Origin of the sequence: Gordonia sp. (in: high G+C Gram-positive bacteria), from assembly GCF_012515855.1 — a bacterium.
Classification (GTDB): Bacteria; Actinomycetota; Actinomycetes; order Mycobacteriales; family Mycobacteriaceae; genus Gordonia.
The window spans coordinates 1-16,081 of record NZ_JAAYXO010000130.1 but is presented as its reverse complement, the minus strand read 5'-3'; the positions used below and the strand labels follow the sequence as shown (position 1 = coordinate 16,081).

Annotated in this window: 15 protein-coding genes and 1 pseudogene; 13 read left to right on the top strand and 3 right to left on the bottom strand. The window is 67.7% G+C overall.

Translation table 11 applies throughout. The features are described from left to right. Positions 1–589: pseudogene (locus GX543_RS09880) on the top strand (alpha/beta hydrolase); the annotation flags it as partial. A 37-nt stretch (positions 590–626) separates the two neighbouring features. Here GX543_RS09880 and GX543_RS09875 read toward each other — a convergent pair. After that, positions 627–2,234, bottom strand: a complete 1,608-nt coding sequence (locus GX543_RS09875; protein ID WP_290851681.1) for a serine hydrolase — start codon at positions 2,232–2,234, stop codon at positions 627–629. 304 nt (positions 2,235–2,538) lie between these two features. Here GX543_RS09875 and thyX point away from each other — a divergent pair, with 304 nt between their 5' ends. The 6 genes from thyX to GX543_RS09845 all read left to right on the top strand — a co-directional run bounded on the left by thyX (position 2,539) and on the right by GX543_RS09845 (position 10,818). Then, entirely contained in the window at positions 2,539–3,288 is a 750-nt protein-coding gene (thyX, locus tag GX543_RS09870; RefSeq protein WP_290851680.1) for an FAD-dependent thymidylate synthase, read from the top strand. Positions 3,289–3,326: 38 nt separating this feature from the next. Further along, a complete protein-coding gene (gene dapA, locus GX543_RS09865; RefSeq protein WP_290851679.1) occupies positions 3,327–4,232 on the top strand; it encodes a 4-hydroxy-tetrahydrodipicolinate synthase in 906 nt (301 codons plus the stop codon). Beyond that, the gene (locus GX543_RS09860; protein ID WP_290851678.1) at positions 4,232–6,079 is read left to right on the top strand and encodes a ribonuclease J; all 1,848 of its coding nucleotides are present in this window, start codon (positions 4,232–4,234) and stop codon (positions 6,077–6,079) included. Before dapA ends, GX543_RS09860 begins: the two co-directional genes overlap by 1 nt. Further along, positions 6,076–6,708 carry a TIGR03085 family metal-binding protein gene (locus GX543_RS09855; RefSeq protein WP_290851676.1) on the top strand — a complete coding sequence of 211 codons (633 nt, stop codon included), beginning with the start codon at positions 6,076–6,078 and terminating at the stop codon, positions 6,706–6,708. The genes GX543_RS09860 and GX543_RS09855 overlap by 4 nt, the downstream gene beginning before the upstream one ends. Before the next feature lie 84 nt (positions 6,709–6,792). Then, on the top strand, positions 6,793–9,642 hold the full coding sequence (locus tag GX543_RS09850) for a DNA translocase FtsK (protein WP_290851674.1): 2,850 nt from the start codon (positions 6,793–6,795) through the stop codon (positions 9,640–9,642). Between the two features lie 183 nt (positions 9,643–9,825). After that, positions 9,826–10,818 carry a TerC family protein gene (locus GX543_RS09845; RefSeq protein ID WP_290851672.1) on the top strand — a complete coding sequence of 331 codons (993 nt, stop codon included), beginning with the start codon at positions 9,826–9,828 and terminating at the stop codon, positions 10,816–10,818. A 19-nt stretch (positions 10,819–10,837) separates the two neighbouring features. Here GX543_RS09845 and GX543_RS09840 read toward each other — a convergent pair whose 3' ends face one another. Beyond that, positions 10,838–11,116 carry a YciI family protein gene (locus tag GX543_RS09840; RefSeq protein WP_290851670.1) on the bottom strand — a complete coding sequence of 93 codons (279 nt, stop codon included), beginning with the start codon at positions 11,114–11,116 and terminating at the stop codon, positions 10,838–10,840. Between the two features lie 32 nt (positions 11,117–11,148). Further along, entirely contained in the window at positions 11,149–11,682 is a 534-nt protein-coding gene (locus tag GX543_RS09835) for an amino-acid N-acetyltransferase (protein WP_290851668.1), read from the bottom strand. A 74-nt stretch (positions 11,683–11,756) separates the two neighbouring features. On the opposite strand from GX543_RS09835, the gene pgsA reads away from it, so the two are divergent. The 6 genes from pgsA to recA form a co-directional block, all read left to right on the top strand. Then, positions 11,757–12,350: a CDP-diacylglycerol--glycerol-3-phosphate 3-phosphatidyltransferase gene (gene pgsA / locus GX543_RS09830; RefSeq protein ID WP_290851666.1), complete on the top strand. Its 594-nt coding sequence runs from the start codon at positions 11,757–11,759 to the stop codon at positions 12,348–12,350. Positions 12,351–12,518: 168 nt separating this feature from the next. After that, the gene (locus tag GX543_RS09825; protein WP_290851665.1) at positions 12,519–12,872 is read left to right on the top strand and encodes a helix-turn-helix transcriptional regulator; all 354 of its coding nucleotides are present in this window, start codon (positions 12,519–12,521) and stop codon (positions 12,870–12,872) included. A 44-nt stretch (positions 12,873–12,916) separates the two neighbouring features. Continuing rightward, entirely contained in the window at positions 12,917–13,741 is an 825-nt protein-coding gene (locus GX543_RS09820; RefSeq protein WP_290851663.1) for a PspA/IM30 family protein, read from the top strand. A 29-nt stretch (positions 13,742–13,770) separates the two neighbouring features. After that, positions 13,771–14,979: a nucleotide disphospho-sugar-binding domain-containing protein gene (locus GX543_RS09815; RefSeq protein ID WP_290851682.1), complete on the top strand. Its 1,209-nt coding sequence runs from the start codon at positions 13,771–13,773 to the stop codon at positions 14,977–14,979. After that, positions 14,970–15,164, top strand: a complete 195-nt coding sequence (locus GX543_RS09810; protein ID WP_290851661.1) for a DUF3046 domain-containing protein — start codon at positions 14,970–14,972, stop codon at positions 15,162–15,164. The genes GX543_RS09815 and GX543_RS09810 overlap by 10 nt, the downstream gene beginning before the upstream one ends. 186 nt (positions 15,165–15,350) lie before the next feature. After that, a partial coding sequence (recA, locus tag GX543_RS09805; RefSeq protein ID WP_290851660.1) for a recombinase RecA occupies positions 15,351–16,081 on the top strand: 731 nt, incomplete at its 3' end.

Here is a 16,081-nt window from a genome sequence, read left to right as displayed (position 1 = left end):
GGTGGAGCGGTGGCCCGTCCCGGTGGAGCGCATCGTGTTGATCGGACACTCGATGGGCGGTCTGGTGCTGCGCAGCGCCCTGCATCACGCCGAGCAGGCCGACGCCTCCTGGGTGTCCGGTGTCGCGGCCACCGTGAGTCTGGGCACTCCGCACCTCGGAGCTCCGCTCGAGAGCCTCGCGCATTACGGCAGCGCGGGCCTCGTGCGCTTTCCCGAGACGGCTGCGTTCGGCGCGCTCCTGCGGCGTCGGAGCGTCGGTATCCGTGACCTCCGCGGCGGCAGCCTCGTCGACGAGGACTGGACCGGCCGCGACCCGGATGCCCTCGGCGCGGCGATCGCCGCCGAAGTGCCACTCCTCGCGGGCGTCGAGCACTACTTCGTCTCGGCCACCGTCACCCGTTCCCCGCGGCACCCGGTCGGCCGGCTGATCGGGGACGGCCTGGTCCTGACGTCGTCGGCAGGCGGCCGACACCGCACGCGACGGATCGGCTTCGCTGCCGACCACGGTCTGAATTTGGGACGGGCTCACCACATGACGCTGTTGAGTCATCCGGTGGTGGCCGCGCACCTCGTCGAATGGCTGGGTTGAATCTTTCTGGGCTGATTCCGCCTTGGCCGACTCCGGTTCAGCGGCGTCGAGTCCATGTGCCGAGTCCCTGCTCGTCGAACGAGGCGAGGCGAAGGGTCGCGCCGTCGGGGCCGAACTCGGCACTAGCCAGCGAGCCGTCGGGTGTGTTCTCGCTGCGCGGTGCGTAGGCGAACGTCGACGCGTTCCACGGGTCCAGGCTCATCTGAACGTTGCCGTTCGGCCCCAGCGCGACCGTCAACTTGCCGTCCTTCTCGGAGACCGTCAGCGGCCCGAAGTACGGATTCTCGTAGACGCCGACGAGTGATGCGGCCGGCGGCGGCACCAGCGACGCCGGACGCTTCTGCCCGACGAGGTCGCCCACCGGCGCGGTGTAGGCAGCGAAGGCCTTCCGTGCATCGCCGAGCCAATCCCGGGTGATGTTCCCGTACTGCACCAGATCGAGGAACTGCGCGATCACCGCCTCGGGCATGCCGACGGGCGCGCCGTTGGTCAGGGCGACGATGCCGAGGTCGAGATCGGGAATCACGGTGAACGCGGTCGCCGCGCCGGTCGAGAATGCGCCGGAGTGCGACTGCGCCATCCGTCCGCCCACCTGCGGGCCGCTGTTGAAGCCGAACCCGTAGTGCGAGGGTCGGCCGTCGACGGAAGGCCCGCTCGACACGATCTGCGGGCTCATGGCGGCGGTCAGTGCTTCGGCGTCGGCGATGGTCTGATCACCGAGTTTTCCGTCCGCGAGGAGCACCCGCATCCACGTCGCGAGATCGTTGACGTCCGACGACACGCCGCCCGCCGGAGCCTCGGGGTCGGGCTGCCGGTCGTACGCGGCGACGAACTCGCCGTCCACCAGTGCGTGCAGCGAGGCGCGGTTCTCCCGCGCCAGGTAATCGGCGTGCCGGGTGGAGGTGGACTTCATGCCGAGCGGTCCGAAGACGAGCTCCTGCATCAACGCCTGCCAGGACTGTCCGCGCGAGGAAGCAACGGCCTCCGCGCCCGACGTGAACCCGAAGTTCGAGTAGTGATACGAGGTGCGGAACGCGTCGAGCGGCTGCATCCGGAGGTGGTCGAGGATGTAGCGCTGGTCGTAGCCGAGGTCTTCGAGGTCGTCGCCGGCCCCGGTGTGCAGTCCGGTGCGATGGCTGAATGTGTCGCCGACCGTCGCCGATCGGGTCACCGTGGGATCGGCCAGGGCGAACCCCGGCATCAGGGTGCTGACCGGGGTGATCCAGCTCAGCGCGCCGTTGCTCTTGCCGATCGCCGCGGCGACGCCGGTGGCCGACAACGACTTCGACACCGATGCGAGTTGGAAGACCGTGTCGGTGTCGACCTGCTGGTCGGTGCCCGCCTTGCGTACCCCGAATCCCTCGGCGAACACCGTGCGATCGCCGTGGACGACAGCGATCGCCATTCCCGGGACCCCGGATTCGGCGAGGGCGTCGCGAGCGAGCTCGGGCAGTTGCTCCACCGCCGACGTCACTTGCTCGTCGATCGTGCCGGGGAGACTGACTGCGTCGTACTGGGGAGCGGCGCCGACCGAGACGTTGACCCCCGTGTCTGGACTGGATCCGCAGGCGGCGAGAGGGAGAAGGACTGCACCGGTGGCAACGAGCGCCACGGCCCGATGTCGAAGGAGGGCAGGGGTGGTCATGAGACGCTCCATTCGCCCCCGGCGGGTTGCAGTCCGACAGTCGGATCCTACTGCGCACCGGACACCCGAAACTGACTCTTGATCGGACTAAACCGACTTTCTGATCGGACTAAAGGTCAGAGAGGGCGGTGCACGTCCGGCTGCGGAGCCGGTGGCAGACCGCGGACGGCTCGCTCCGAGGTCGATTCCGGACCTGGCGACGGCTCGATTGCCGCGCTGCGATGCGGCTGGGGGACAATGGCAGGGAACTCAACCGGGGCGATCCGGCGGGGCCTGCACGTGTGTCGATCGGAGCGGAGGACGAATGTCGGAATTGGTGCCACTGAAAGTTCAGCTGGTGGCGACGACCCAGTTCACCGCACCCGAGGTCGACTGGGACACCGACGCCGACGGCGGCGAGGCACTCATCGAGTTCGCCGGCCGCGCCTGTTACGAGAGCTGGCACAAGCCGAATCCGCGCACGGCGACCAACGACGGATATCTCCGGCACGTGTTGGAAGTCGGTCACACCTCGCTGTTCGAGCATGCCACGTGCACCTTCTACATCACCGGCATCTCCCGCTCGTGCACCCACGAGCTCATTCGGCACCGACACTTCTCGTACTCGCAGCTGTCGCAGCGTTTCGTTCCCGAACACGACTCCAACGTCGTCGCACCGCCCGCGATCCGGGGAGATGCCCGTCTCGAAGAACTGTTCACCAAGGCGACCGACGCCTCCCGGGAGGCCTACAGCGAACTCCTGAGCGAGCTGGAGGCGAAGTTCGCCGACGTGCCCAACGCCGTCCTGCGGCATAAGCAGGCGCGCCAGGCGGCGCGGTCGGTGCTGCCGAACGCCACCGAGACCCGCATCGTTGTCACCGGAAACTTCCGCGCCTGGCGGCACTTCATCGGTATGCGTGCCACCGAGCACGCGGACGTGGAGATCCGGCAACTCGCCGTCGAATGTCTCCGACAACTTCGAAAGGCCGCGCCCACGGCGTTCGGCGACTTCGAAATCGGTGAGCTGGCCGACGGAACCGAAGTCGCGACGTCGCCGTTCGTATTCGAGGGCTGATCGCGGTGAGGCCGCTGGCAGGCGGTAGCCTGAGCGGCATGGATTCGGCTGACGCGACAAGTGCGGAACTCCCGTTCGGGACGGTTTCGGTGGCAATGGTGACCCCGTTCACTACCGATGGGGCCATCGACCTCAAACGGGCCGCCGAACTCGCCGTGCACCTCGTCGATTCCGGCTGCGACGCGCTGATCGTCAACGGCACCACCGGCGAATCGCCGACCACCACGGTGCAGGAGAAGAACGACCTCTTGCGCACCACGCTGGAGGCGGTCGGAGACCGCGCCAAGGTGATCCACGGCGCGGGTTCGTACGACACCGCAGAGTCGGCCCGTCGGGTCCGTGAGGCCGAGGAGATCGGTGCCGACGGCGTGCTGATCGTGACGCCGTACTACAGCAAGCCGCCGCAGTCGGGCGTGCTCGCTCACTTCCGGACGGTCGCGGATGCGTCGAGCCTGCCCGTCCTGCTCTACGACATTCCGCCGCGCTCGGTGATCCCGATCGAGACGGACACCATCCTGCGACTGGCCGAGCACCCGAACATCAGGGGCGTCAAAGACGCCAAGAGCGATCTGCACGCCGCGGCGAAGATCATGGCGCAGACCGACCTGCAGTACTTCTCGGGCGAGGACGCGCTGAACCTGCCGTGGCTGTCGATCGGCGCGACCGGCTTCGTCAGCGTCATCGGGCACCTGGCCCCGGGTCGCCTGCGCGACATGCGCCAGGCGGTGCTCGCAGGCGATCTGCTCACGGCTCGCCGGATCGCGCAGTCGATGGCACCCCTGGTCGACGCGATGGGTCGCCTCGGCGGCGTGTGCATGACCAAGACGGCGCTCCGCATCACCGGTTTCGAGGTGGGGGACCCGCGACTGCCGCAGGTACCCGCGGACCCGGCTCAGATCGAAGCCCTTATTTCCGACCTGCGCAAGGCAGAGGTGATCTCCTGATGGCTGACAAGAATTCCGACCAGGGCTCGAAGAACGGCGGCCGTCGGCGCGCCTCCCGCAAGGCCGGCCCGCCCGCGGAGCAGAGCGCCAAGGCGCAGCGGTCCAAGAAGTCGACTGCGGTCACGGCGGCGACCGGTTCGTCGGTCACCGGCGACGTCATCGACCGGCTGCCCGCGCCACCCAAGCTGCCCAAGGGCGGCCTCCGTGTGGTGGCGCTCGGCGGCATCGGCGAGATCGGGCGCAACATGACCGTCTTCGAGTACGACGGCAAACTCCTCATCGTCGACTGCGGCGTGCTGTTCCCCGAAGACGCGCAGCCGGGTGTGGACTTGATCCTCCCCGATTTCAGCTACATCGAGGATCGGGTCCGCGACATCGAGGCCGTCGTGCTGACCCACGGGCACGAGGACCACATCGGCGCGGTGCCGTTCCTGCTGAAGCTCCGGAACGACATCCCGATCGTCGGCTCGCGGTTCACTCTCGCCCTGGTGGCGGCCAAGTGCCGCGAGCACCGTCTGCGTCCCAAGCTGATCCAGGTGGCCGAGGGCGACCGGCAGGATTACGGGGCCTTCGACTGCGAGTTCTTCGCGGTGAACCACTCGATTCCCGACGCCCTGGCCGTCGCGATCCGCACGCCCGCGGGTCTGGTGCTCCACACCGGCGACATCAAGCTCGACCAGTTGCCGCTCGACAATCGCCTCACCGACCTCGCGGGCTTCAGTCGCCTCGGCGACGAAGGCGTCGACCTTTTCCTGGTGGACTCCACCAACGCCGAGGTGCCCGGATTCGTGACGCCGGAGCGTGAGATCGGCGGTGTCCTCGACAACGTCATCGGCAAGGCGCGCCAGCGAGTGATCGTCGCGTCGTTCGCGAGTCACGTCCATCGCATCCAGCAGATCGTCGACGTCGCACACCGGCATGGTCGCCGCGTCACGTTCGTCGGCCGGTCGATGGTCCGCAACATGCAGATCGCGCAGGATCTCGGCTACCTGTCTGTGCCGGAGGGCGTGGTCGTCGACATGGACACCGCCGCGACCCTGCCCGACCACCGCCTGGTGCTGATCTCGACCGGTTCGCAGGGCGAGCCGCTGTCGGCGCTGTCGCGGATGGCGCGCGGTGAGCACCGCCAGATCAACATTCGTGCCGACGACCTGGTGGTCCTCGCGTCGTCGCTGATCCCGGGCAACGAGAACTCCGTGTTTGCGGTGGTGAACGGCCTCGCCAAGCGCGGAGCCACGGTCATCACCCAGGCCAGTGCCAAAGTGCACGTGTCCGGTCACGCCTCGGCGGGCGAACTTTTGTACCTGTACAACGCCGTCCGGCCGTCCAACGCGATGCCGGTGCACGGCGAATGGCGCCACCTGCGCGCCAATGCCGCACTGGCCGAGGCCACCGGCGTCCCCGCCGATCGCATCGTGCTGGCCGAGGACGGCGTCGTCGTCGACCTGGTGGACGGGCGCGCGCAGATCACCGGCCGGGTCCCCGTCGGGTACGTGTACGTCGACGGCCTGTCGGTCGGCGACGTCGGCGAGTCGACCCTGTCGGACCGCCTGGTTCTCGGCGAGGGCGGATTCATCGCGATCTCCGTCGCCATCGACGCGCACACCGGTGCGGCGATCAGCACGCCGACGGTGTCCGGGCGCGGATTCTCCGACGACCCCGGGGCCCTCTCCGAAGCCGCCGAACTGGTCGACAAGGCGCTCGTGGAGTTGGCGAACGAGGGCGTCACCGACACCCATCGGATCGCCCAGGGCGTGCGGCGGGCCGTCGGTCGCTGGGTCGGTGCCAAGTACCGCCGACGTCCGATGATCGTTCCGACCGTCATCGCGGTGGGCGAGAACAGGTGAACCTGGCCAGGTCCGAGCGGGCCGCTCTCGTCGCGACCATGCGCGAGACCGGTCCGGACGCGCCGACGCTGTGCGACGGTTGGAACAACCGGGACCTGGCAATCCACCTGATCCTGCGTGAGCGCAGGCTCGACGCGACGGCCGGCATCTTCGTCGGCGCCCTCGCGGGCCATACCGCGTCGGTGACCGCGAGCTATGCGGAGCGGCCGTGGGACGAACTGCTGGTGCAGCTGGCCGAAGGTCCGCCCTGGTACTCGCCGTTCCGCGCGGGCGATCGCTTCCTCAACCTGGCCGAGATGTTCGTCCACCACGAAGACGTGCTGCGTGGGGGAGCGGACCCGAACGGGCCGATCACCCCTCGCACGATCTCGCCCGAGCTGCAGCGCGGACTCGAAACGCCGCTGCGAACCGTCGGTCGGCGGATCATGGCGTCGTCGCCGGTGCGCGCTCGGCTGGTCGCGCCGGGAGGTCGGGAACTGATGTCGGTGGGCCACGGGGAGTCGGTGACCGTGTCCGCTGAGGTCGGTGAACTACTGCTCTTCGCGTTCGGGCGAGCGCCGGTCGACGTCGAGTTCTCCGGAACAGCCGTGGCGGTCGCGAGCCTGCGGAGCGCACGCCGATCATTGTGAATCGGTCACGAAATCAACACGACCGTGACTTTTAGGGTGTTGCCAGTGTGACTCATGTGAACAGTGGGCACTAGGCTGGAGGTCATGGCTTCCAATGCATCTACGCGCAATCGCTCGCGCAGCGGCACCGCCACCGGGGGATCTCGTACGGCGAACCGCGCTGCCCCCGGGGGTGCGCGCAAGCAACCCGCTGCCCGCGGTGGACGCGCAACCGCCGCGCCGCGCCGCGCCGCGCAGTCGCAGGATCTCCGCAGGCCGCCCGCCGGAAAGGGCGCAGGACAGAAGCGGTCGGGACAGAAGGGATCGGGCGGCCGGGCGGTCGTGGCGACATGGAACCTCGCGGCGCGCGGTCTCGGAAGCGTGGCGCGGATCGGTGCCCATCGCGAAGAGCCGGCCCCGCAGAGCCGCGACGGTGCGGGACTCGCTCTCACGCTGGTGGCCGTGCTTGTCGCGCTCGGCGTCTGGTTCCACGCGTTCGGGCCGGTCGGTGCGGTCATCGATTCCCTGGTGCGGGCCGGGTTCGGTGCCCTGTCCTACGTGATTCCCGCGCTGCTGCTGACGCTCGCCGTGCTCGTGATGCGGTTGCCCGCCAACCCGGGGCGTCGTCTCCGCAACATCGCGGGCGTGCTGTTGCTGGCGGTGTCGACGTTGGCGCTGGCACACCTGGTGGCCGGTGCACCCGCCGATTACGACGGACGGGCCGAAGCCGCGGGCTTCCTCGGCTACATGCTGGCCACCCCGCTGACCGATGCCGTGACCGTCTGGGTCACCGTGCCGCTGTTCTTGATTCTGGCGGCGTTCGGAGTCCTCGCACTGAGTGGACGCACCGTCGGGCAGGTCACCGATGCGGTCTCCGACTACCTCGGCATCGGCGTGTACGACGAGTACGGGGATGACGAGTACGGGGATGAGTACGCCGACGACGGCTACGAGGAGCGGGACGACACCGACTGGGACGACGACTGGGACGACGGAGTCGAAGCGGACGAACCGCCTGCCGCGCCCGCCGCTGAGGACGCTCGCGGCAGGGCCGCCGGCTACGGCGATCCGTACGACAACTACCCGCCGGACACTCGTCGCAGGCCTCGCCCGAGTTCCAGCCCGCGCCCGCGGCGGGCTCGCGCGACCGCGGGCCAGGACCGCGACGCGCACATGCCGGACCTGGTGACCGAACCCCTCATCGCCGAGACGCCGTTGAACGACGTGCCTGTCGACGACAATCCGACGCTGGCGCTCGACGACTACACGGGCGACTACACCGACAGCTACGTCGACGACGGCTACCTGGACGACACGGTCGACGACTACGTCGAGCCGGAGCCCGCACCGGCGCCGCGGGCGCCGCGTCGTCCCGCTCCGACCGCCCCGGCACGGACCGCGCCGGTGGTCGACGCGCCGCCCGCGGCGCCCGCGAGCGGAACCTTCCTCGATCGGAACGACGACTCCGACTATGTCCTCCCACCCAGTGATCTGCTGATTCAGGGTGAACCCGCGAAGCGGGGGACGTCGGCCAACGACGAGATGATCGACCGAATCAACGGGGTGCTGGAGCAGTTCAAGATCGACGCCGCCGTCACCGGCTACACCCGCGGACCCACCGTCACCCGCTACGAGGTGGAGTTGGGTCCGGCGGTCAAGGTCGAGAAGATCACTCAGCTGCAGCGCAACATCGCCTACGCCGTCGCCACCGACAACGTCCGCCTGCTGGCGCCGATCCCGGGGAAGTCGGCCGTCGGCATCGAGGTGCCGAACTCCGACCGCGAGATGGTGCGGTTGTCCGATGTGCTCGCGGCGCCGTCGACCCGCAAGGAGAACCATCCGCTGGTGATCGGGCTCGGCAAGGACATCGAGGGCGACTTCGTCTGCGCCAACCTCGCGAAGATGCCGCACCTGCTGGTGGCCGGCTCCACCGGCTCGGGCAAGTCGAGCTTCGTGAACTCGATGCTGGTGTCGCTGCTGACCCGCGCCACGCCGGAAGAGGTGCGGATGATCCTGATCGACCCGAAGATGGTCGAGCTGACCCCGTACGAGGGCATCCCGCATCTCATCACGCCGATCATCACCGAGCCGAAGAAGGCCGCCGCGGCGCTGTCGTGGCTGGTCGACGAGATGGAACAGCGCTACCAGGACATGAAGGCCTCCCGGGTGCGCCACATCAACGACTTCAACGCCAAGGTGCGCTCCGGTGAGATCACCACGCCGCTCGGTTCGGAGCGGGTCTACAAGCCGTATCCGTACATCGTCGCCATCGTCGACGAGCTCGCCGACCTGATGATGACGGCGCCGCGCGACGTGGAGGAGGCGATCGTCCGCATCACGCAGAAGGCGCGCGCCGCAGGCATCCACCTGGTGCTCGCCACGCAGCGCCCGTCCGTCGACGTCGTCACCGGTCTGATCAAGACCAACGTGCCGAGTCGCCTGGCGTTCGCCACCAGTTCGCTGACCGACTCGCGAGTGATCCTCGACCAGCCCGGCGCGGAGAAACTGATCGGCATGGGCGACGGCTTGTTCCTGCCGATGGGTGCCAACAAGCCCGTTCGCATGCAGGGCGCGTTCATCACCGACGAGGAGATCGCAGCGGTCGTCGAGTTCACCCGCGACCAGTCCGAGCCCGAGTACGAGGAAGGCGTCACGACGGCCAAGGCAGGCGACAAGAAGGAGATCGACGGCGACATCGGCAACGATCTCGACGATCTGCTTCAGGCCATCGAACTCGTGGTGTCCAGCCAGTTCGGCTCCACGTCGATGCTGCAGCGCAAGCTCCGCGTCGGGTTCGCCAAGGCCGGTCGACTGATGGATCTCATGGAGACCCGCGAGATCGTCGGACCGAGCGAGGGCTCTAAGGCGCGCGAAGTTCTCGTGAAGCCCGAAGACCTCGCGGGTGTGATCGCGTCGATCACCGGTGGCGGGGATTCCGACGGTTCCGTAGACTGAACGACGATCAACGAGGGGAGTATCCCCGACCCGTGATGTCTCCGTCAGTACGGAGGCGGTCTGCGGCACCGCCGATCGGTGTCGCGCCGCCTTCCGGAGCGTCGCCGCCGGACGCCACACAGTTCCCGGCGGTGGGAGAGACCTCCGGCATCGCAAATTTGTGCTGCACGGAGGTAGCTTTCTTTGAACGTGACATTGACGACCTGGCTCATCACCGGAGCGGTGATCCTGGGTCTCTTCATCTTCGACTTCTTCGCTCATGTCCGAACTCCGCACGACCCGACCATGCGGGAATCGGGCTTCTGGTCGGCGGTCTACATCACCATCGCCCTTCTCTTCGGCGTCTTCGTCTGGTGGCAGTGGGGCGGCGTCTACGGCGGTGAGTACTTCGCCGGTTACGTGACCGAGAAGGCGCTGTCGGTCGACAACCTCTTCGTCTTCATCGTGATCATGACGAAGTTCGCGGTGCCGCGCGTCTACCAGCAGAAGGTGCTTCTCCTGGGCATCGTGATGGCCCTGGTGATGCGCGGTGGCTTCATCGCCGTCGGTGCCGCCGCGATCAACGCTTACAGCTGGGTCTTCTACCTCTTCGGTCTGTTCCTGCTGTTCACCGCGGTCAAGCTGCTCAACGAGAGCGATGAGCCCGCTGTTGACGAGCGCGAGCGTCAGGGTCGCGTCGAACGCGCCGTCAAGAAGTTGTTCCGCGCCACCGACCAGTACGACGGCGACAAGCTGATCACCAAGATCGACGGCAAGCGCATGATCACCCCGCTGCTGGTGGTGCTGATCGTCATCGGCTTCACCGACGTGCTCTTCGCGCTCGACTCGATCCCGGCCATCTACGGACTCACCCAGGAGCCGTACCTGGTCTTCACCGCCAACGCGTTCGCCCTGATGGGTCTGCGTCAGCTCTACTTCCTGCTCGGCGGTCTGCTGAACAAGCTGATCTACCTGTCGTACGGACTGTCGCTGATCCTCGCGTTCATCGGCGTGAAGCTGGTGCTCCACGCGCTCCACGAGAACACGCTCGGCTTCATCAACGGCGGACAGCCGGTCCCGGTGCCCGAGATCAGCACCGGGCTGTCGCTCGGCGTGATCGCAGGCACGCTCGTCGTGACGACGGTCGCCAGCCTGGTGGTCAGCAAGCGTCGCCGCGACGCGGACGCGAAGGTCTAGATCCGGGGGTCGTGTCGGATCAATACGGTCCGAAGACCTGAACCCATTCGTTGACGCGCACGGCCTCGATCGCCTTCTCTCGGGCGAAGGGGTCGTGCGCGATCATCGCGTGGGCGCCGGCGAGGTCGTCGGCGGTGATCATCAGGAGCGCGCCGGTCCCGTCGGGGTACGGGCCGACCATCTGCAGAGCGCCGGCCTCGTGCTGGGCGCCCAGCCAGGCGCGGTGCTCGGGACGGAACTCGTCGCGAGTCGCGGCGGCTCCGGGAGCGTAGGTGTATTCGACGGCGAAGAGTGCCACGGCGTGTGGTCCTTCCAGGGGGAGCGGGTAGGTCAGAGATGAGCGAGCATGCGGGTGTTGCCGAGGGTGTTCGGCTTCACGAAGCTCAGGTCGAGGAACTCCGCGACGCCGGTGTCGTACGAGCGGCACATCTCTTCGAAGACCTCGCGCGAGACCGGTGTGCCGTCGATCTCGACGAAACCGTGGCGGGAGAAGAACGACGTCTCGAAGGTGAGCACGAAGACACGTTCGAGTTCGAGCTCGCGGGCCACGTCCATCAGACGTCCGACGATCTTGTGGCCGATCCCATGGCCGGCATGGGTGGTGTCGACGGCGACGGTGCGGACCTCTCCGAGGTCCGACCACATCACGTGCAGGGCGCCGCACCCGACCACCGTGCCGTCGAGTTCGCCGACCCAGAACTCCTGGACCGACTCATACAGCGTGACCAGGTTCTTCTCGAGCAGGATCTTCCCCGCGTACTGGTCGATGAGCTCTTTGATCCGAGGAACGTCCGACGTCCGAGCGCGTCGGACGAGCACCACGGGAGGCTCGTCGGGGCGCGGGTCGGTGGGTTCACTCAGCATGACAAGCAGAATAGTCTTGGCTTCGACCGCGCCCTTCGGGAGCCTGCGAATCAGGTGACGTTAGGCTTGACGTCGTGAGTGAACCTGTGCGTCGTGTGATCGGCGATGACCCGACCGAGGTGCCGGTCGTCAACATCGCCAACGCACTGACGGTGTTCCGCATCGTGCTGGTCCCGGTGTTCGTGGTCTTGCTCTTCGTCGGTGGCGGCGACGAAACGGTCTGGCGCGTGTCGGCGTTCGTCGTGTTCGCCGTCGCGGCCTTCACCGATCAGCTCGACGGTCGGTTGGCGCGGAAGCTGAATCTGGTCACCGATTTCGGCAAGATGGCCGATCCGATCGCCGACAAGGCGTTGATCGGTGCGGCCTTGCTCTCGCTCTCGTTGCTCGGGGACCTGCCGTGGTGGGTCACGGTGGTGATCCTGGCACGCGAGATCGGCGTGACCCTGCTTCGTTTCTGGGTGCTGCGGTACGGTGTGATTCCCGCCAGCCGCGGTGGCAAGCTCAAGACCCTGCTGCAGTCGGTGGCGATCGGTCTGTTCGTCCTTCCGCTGGCCGGCGCATGGCACACCGCGGCATGGGTGCTCATGATCGCCGCCGTGGTGGCGACCGTCGCGACGGGCGTCGACTACATCTGGCGCGCGCTGTCGCTGCGCCGGAATGCCCTGTGAGCACGAGGTCGAGATGATGCCTCTCGGGAATCGTCGGCGACCGGTGTGCGTTGCGGTATGCGGGCGGCGATCGGTAGGGAATTCCGCTAGGGTCGACGACACAGGCTTGTGACTGCATGAGCGCCTGCGCGAGCGGGTGCGACAACGGATTCGTGAGGAGGATCGCGCGTGGCACTGCTCCTGCGTGAGGCGATCGGCGACGAGCTGCGCCGAGTTCGGAACGGTCAGGGACGCACTCTGCGTGAGGTCTCGACCGACGCGAGGGTGTCGCTCGGCTACCTGTCAGAGGTCGAGCGCGGACAGAAGGAGGCGTCGAGTGAATTGCTGGCGTCGATCTGCGAAGCGCTCGAAGTTCCGATCGGTGACGTCCTGTTCCACGTCGCGGGCGTGCTGAGCCCGGCGCGACCCGCAGTCATGGCGCCCGATAGCCTTGTCGAAGTCGACAGCCTTGTTGAAGTGATTGCCCCCCAAGAAGACTCGGTGGACGGCGCGGGTGCCCCCGCGGCACTGGCCGCCGCGTGATCTGTAGACCGACGCGACCCGCGTGACGAGGAGTTTGGAAGACCATGGCTAACCCATTCGTGAAGTTCTGGAATTACCTGATGGCCCTGGGTAACTCGAAGATCGACGAGCACGCCGACCCCAAGGTGCAGATTCAGCAGGCGATCGAAGACGCCCAGCGTCAGCACCAGGCGCTGTCGCAGCAGGCCGCCGCCGTGATCGGCAATCAGCGACAGCTCGAGATGCGTTTGAACCGTCAGCTCGAGGAGATCGAGAAGCTGCAGGGCAACACCCGCCAGGCGCTGACCCTCGCCGACCAGGCCGCCGCCGCGGGCGACAACGCCAAGGCTGTCGAGTACACCAACGCGGCCGAGGCGTTCGCCGCGCAGTTGGTGACCGCCGAGCAGAACGTGGAAGACCTGAAGGTGCTTCACGACCAGTCGCTGCAGGCCGCGGCTCAGGCCAAGCAGGCCGTCGAACGCAATGCCATGACTCTGCAGCAGAAGCTCGCCGAGCGCTCCAAGCTCCTCAGCCAGCTGGAGCAGGCCAAGATGCAGGAGCAGGTCAGCGCATCGCTCAACCAGATGAGCGAGCTCACCGCGCCGGGCAACACGCCCAACCTGGAGCAGGTGCGCGAGAAGATCGAACGTCGCTACGCGAATGCACTCGGCTCGGCCGAGCTGGCCAAGGGCAGTGTTGCGGGCCGCATGGCCGAGGTCGAGGCGGCAGGCGTGCAGATGGCCGGGCACGCTCGCCTCGAGCAGATTCGCGCCAGCATGGGCGGCGGTGCATTGACTCCGGGCCAGTCGGCGAGTGCTCAGGGAGCCGCCGGTCAGGTTGCGCAGGGCGGCGCCGCAGCACCTGCGCCGAAGACTCCGGAACAGAACTGAATCCGTCCGGCGGCTCCCCTCGGGAGCCGCTGACCGTAGCCATCGTGGCCGGGTCGGACGCTGGGCATGCATTCCCGGCGTTGGGCCTGGCCACGGCCTTTCTCGAGGCGGGCGACGAGGTCATCGTCTACACCGGCGAGCGGTGGCGGACGGCGGCCGCCGAGCGCGGTATCGATCTGCGCCCACTGCCCGGTCTGGCCGCGCGTCCCGACGAGGATGACGACGACGCAGGAGCCAAGCTGAGCGTGCGCGCCGCTCGGATGGCGCTGGAGTTGGCGCCCGAACTGGCTGTGAGCGGCGTCGACCTGGTCGTCAGCGACGTGATCACGATCGCAGGCGGCTGGGCGGCCGAGCTGGTCGGGATCCCGTGGATCGAACTGTCGCCGCACCCGCTGTACGACCAGTCGTGCGGGCTGCCGCCCATCGGTGCTGGGATGGACGTCGGCGTCGGTGTGCGCGGTCGCCTCCGGGATGCTGCGTTGCGAGCGATGGCTCGGCCGTCGGTGGCGAAGGGAATCAGGCAGCGCAGGGCGGCGCGCGAAGGTATTCGGCTGCCCGCCGAGAGCGTGCCCGTCGCCCGGTTCGTCGCCACGCTGCCTGGTCTGGAGATGCCTCGGCCCGACTGGCCGGAGACGGCTCACCTCGTCGGACCGCTGCTCTTCGAACCGACCGCGGCGGTCTTCGACCGGCCGGCCGGCGACGGGCCGCTGATCGTGGTCGCGCCGTCGACGGCCGTCATCGGCGCGGGGGACATGGGGTCGATGGCACTCGCGGCGCTCGCGGATCTGCAGGCCAGTCGTCCGCTCCGCGTGGTGTACTCGGCGTTGGTGCCGCCGGAGGGCGAACGCGTGCCGGACGGTCTGGTAGCCGGGACCGCTCGCCAGGACGACCTCCTGTCGGATGCCGACCTGGTGATCTGCGGTGCGGGCCACGGCATGCTCGCGAAGTCGCTTCTCGCCGGTGTCCCGGTGGTGACCGTCCCCGGAGCGGGGGATCAGTGGGAGCTCGCCTGCCGGGTGCGGCGGGTGGGGTGCGGCCGGTTGGTGCGCCCGGTGAGCCAGGCGGCGTTGGCCGAGGCGGTCGTCGCGGTGCTCGACGAGCCCTCGTTCGGTCGCGCAGCCCGACGTGTCGCCGCGACCGCGGCCGCTACGGTGGATCCGGTCGCGGTGGCACACGATGTCTACGCCCGCGTGGTGGCGGACGCGGACCGATCAGGGAGAATGGGCGCATGCGTTTGACCGAGTTCGCCGAACTCACCGAGATGGAGTTCGGTCGCCGACGTGCCGACGGGCTGCTCGCCGATCTGGTGCTGGTGGAGCTCGGCAGTCGGACGGGGCGCGAGGCGATCGCCGACGGAGTGGATCCCAAGCTCGTCTGGCGTGCCCTCTGTCGGGAGTTCGACGTGCCGCCGGAACGCTGGTAGCCGCGTTTTCGGGCGTGTCGAATTGAACTCGAACATCTGTTCGCTATCCTGATAGGGAACCGGAGCGCGCTCTGGTGCGTCCAATTAATGACCGCGTGAAGCAGAATTGTCAGACCCTGCTCCTAATGTGTGGTCACGAAGTCAGAGAACGTTCAACCCACAGCAGAGCATCCGGAGGAGAGACCGATGGCACCCAGCACTGATCGGCAGAAGGCACTGGATCTGGCGCTTGCGCAGATCGACAAGAACTACGGCAAGGGCTCGGTGATGCGACTCGGTGAGGATGCGCGCCCGCCGATGGAGGTCATCCCGACCGGTTCGGTCGCTCTCGACATCGCGCTCGGAATCGGCGGTCTGCCTCGCGGTCGCATCGTCGAGGTCTACGGCCCGGAGTCGTCGGGTAAGACCACCGTCGCCCTGCACGCGGTGGCCAACGCTCAGGCCGCCGGCGGTATCGCCGCGTTCATCGACGCCGAGCACGCACTCGACCCGGAGTACGCGGCCAAGCTCGGTGTCGACATCGACGCCCTGCTGGTCTCGCAGCCGGACACCGGCGAGCAGGCGCTCGAGATCGCCGATATGCTGATCCGCTCGGGTGCACTCGACATCCTGGTCATCGACTCGGTGGCCGCGCTGGTGCCCAAGGCCGAGATCGAGGGCGAGATGGGCGACAGCCACGTGGGCCTGCAGGCCCGCCTCATGAGCCAGGCGCTGCGCAAGATGACCGGTGCGCTCAACAACTCGGGCACCACCGCGATCTTCATCAACCAGCTCCGCGAGAAGATCGGCGTCATGTTCGGCTCGCCCGAAACCACCACGGGTGGTAAGGCTTTGAAGTTCTACGCCTCCGTCCGGCTGGACGTGCGACGCATCGAGACGCTCAAGGACGGCGGCGACGCGGTCGGTAACCGCACCCG

Coding starts and splice junctions, on each gene's coding strand:
- GX543_RS09835 (WP_290851668.1), bottom strand. CDS start 11,682: ATGCTGAGTGAACCCACCGACCCGCGCCCCGACGAGCCTCCCGTGGTG.
- GX543_RS09820 (WP_290851663.1), top strand. CDS start 12,917: ATGGCTAACCCATTCGTGAAGTTCTGGAATTACCTGATGGCCCTGGGT.
- GX543_RS09850 (WP_290851674.1), top strand. CDS start 6,793: ATGGCTTCCAATGCATCTACGCGCAATCGCTCGCGCAGCGGCACCGCC.
- GX543_RS09875 (WP_290851681.1), bottom strand. CDS start 2,234: ATGACCACCCCTGCCCTCCTTCGACATCGGGCCGTGGCGCTCGTTGCC.
- GX543_RS09860 (WP_290851678.1), top strand. CDS start 4,232: ATGGCTGACAAGAATTCCGACCAGGGCTCGAAGAACGGCGGCCGTCGG.
- thyX (WP_290851680.1), top strand. CDS start 2,539: ATGTCGGAATTGGTGCCACTGAAAGTTCAGCTGGTGGCGACGACCCAG.
- GX543_RS09810 (WP_290851661.1), top strand. CDS start 14,970: ATGCGTTTGACCGAGTTCGCCGAACTCACCGAGATGGAGTTCGGTCGC.
- dapA (WP_290851679.1), top strand. CDS start 3,327: ATGGATTCGGCTGACGCGACAAGTGCGGAACTCCCGTTCGGGACGGTT.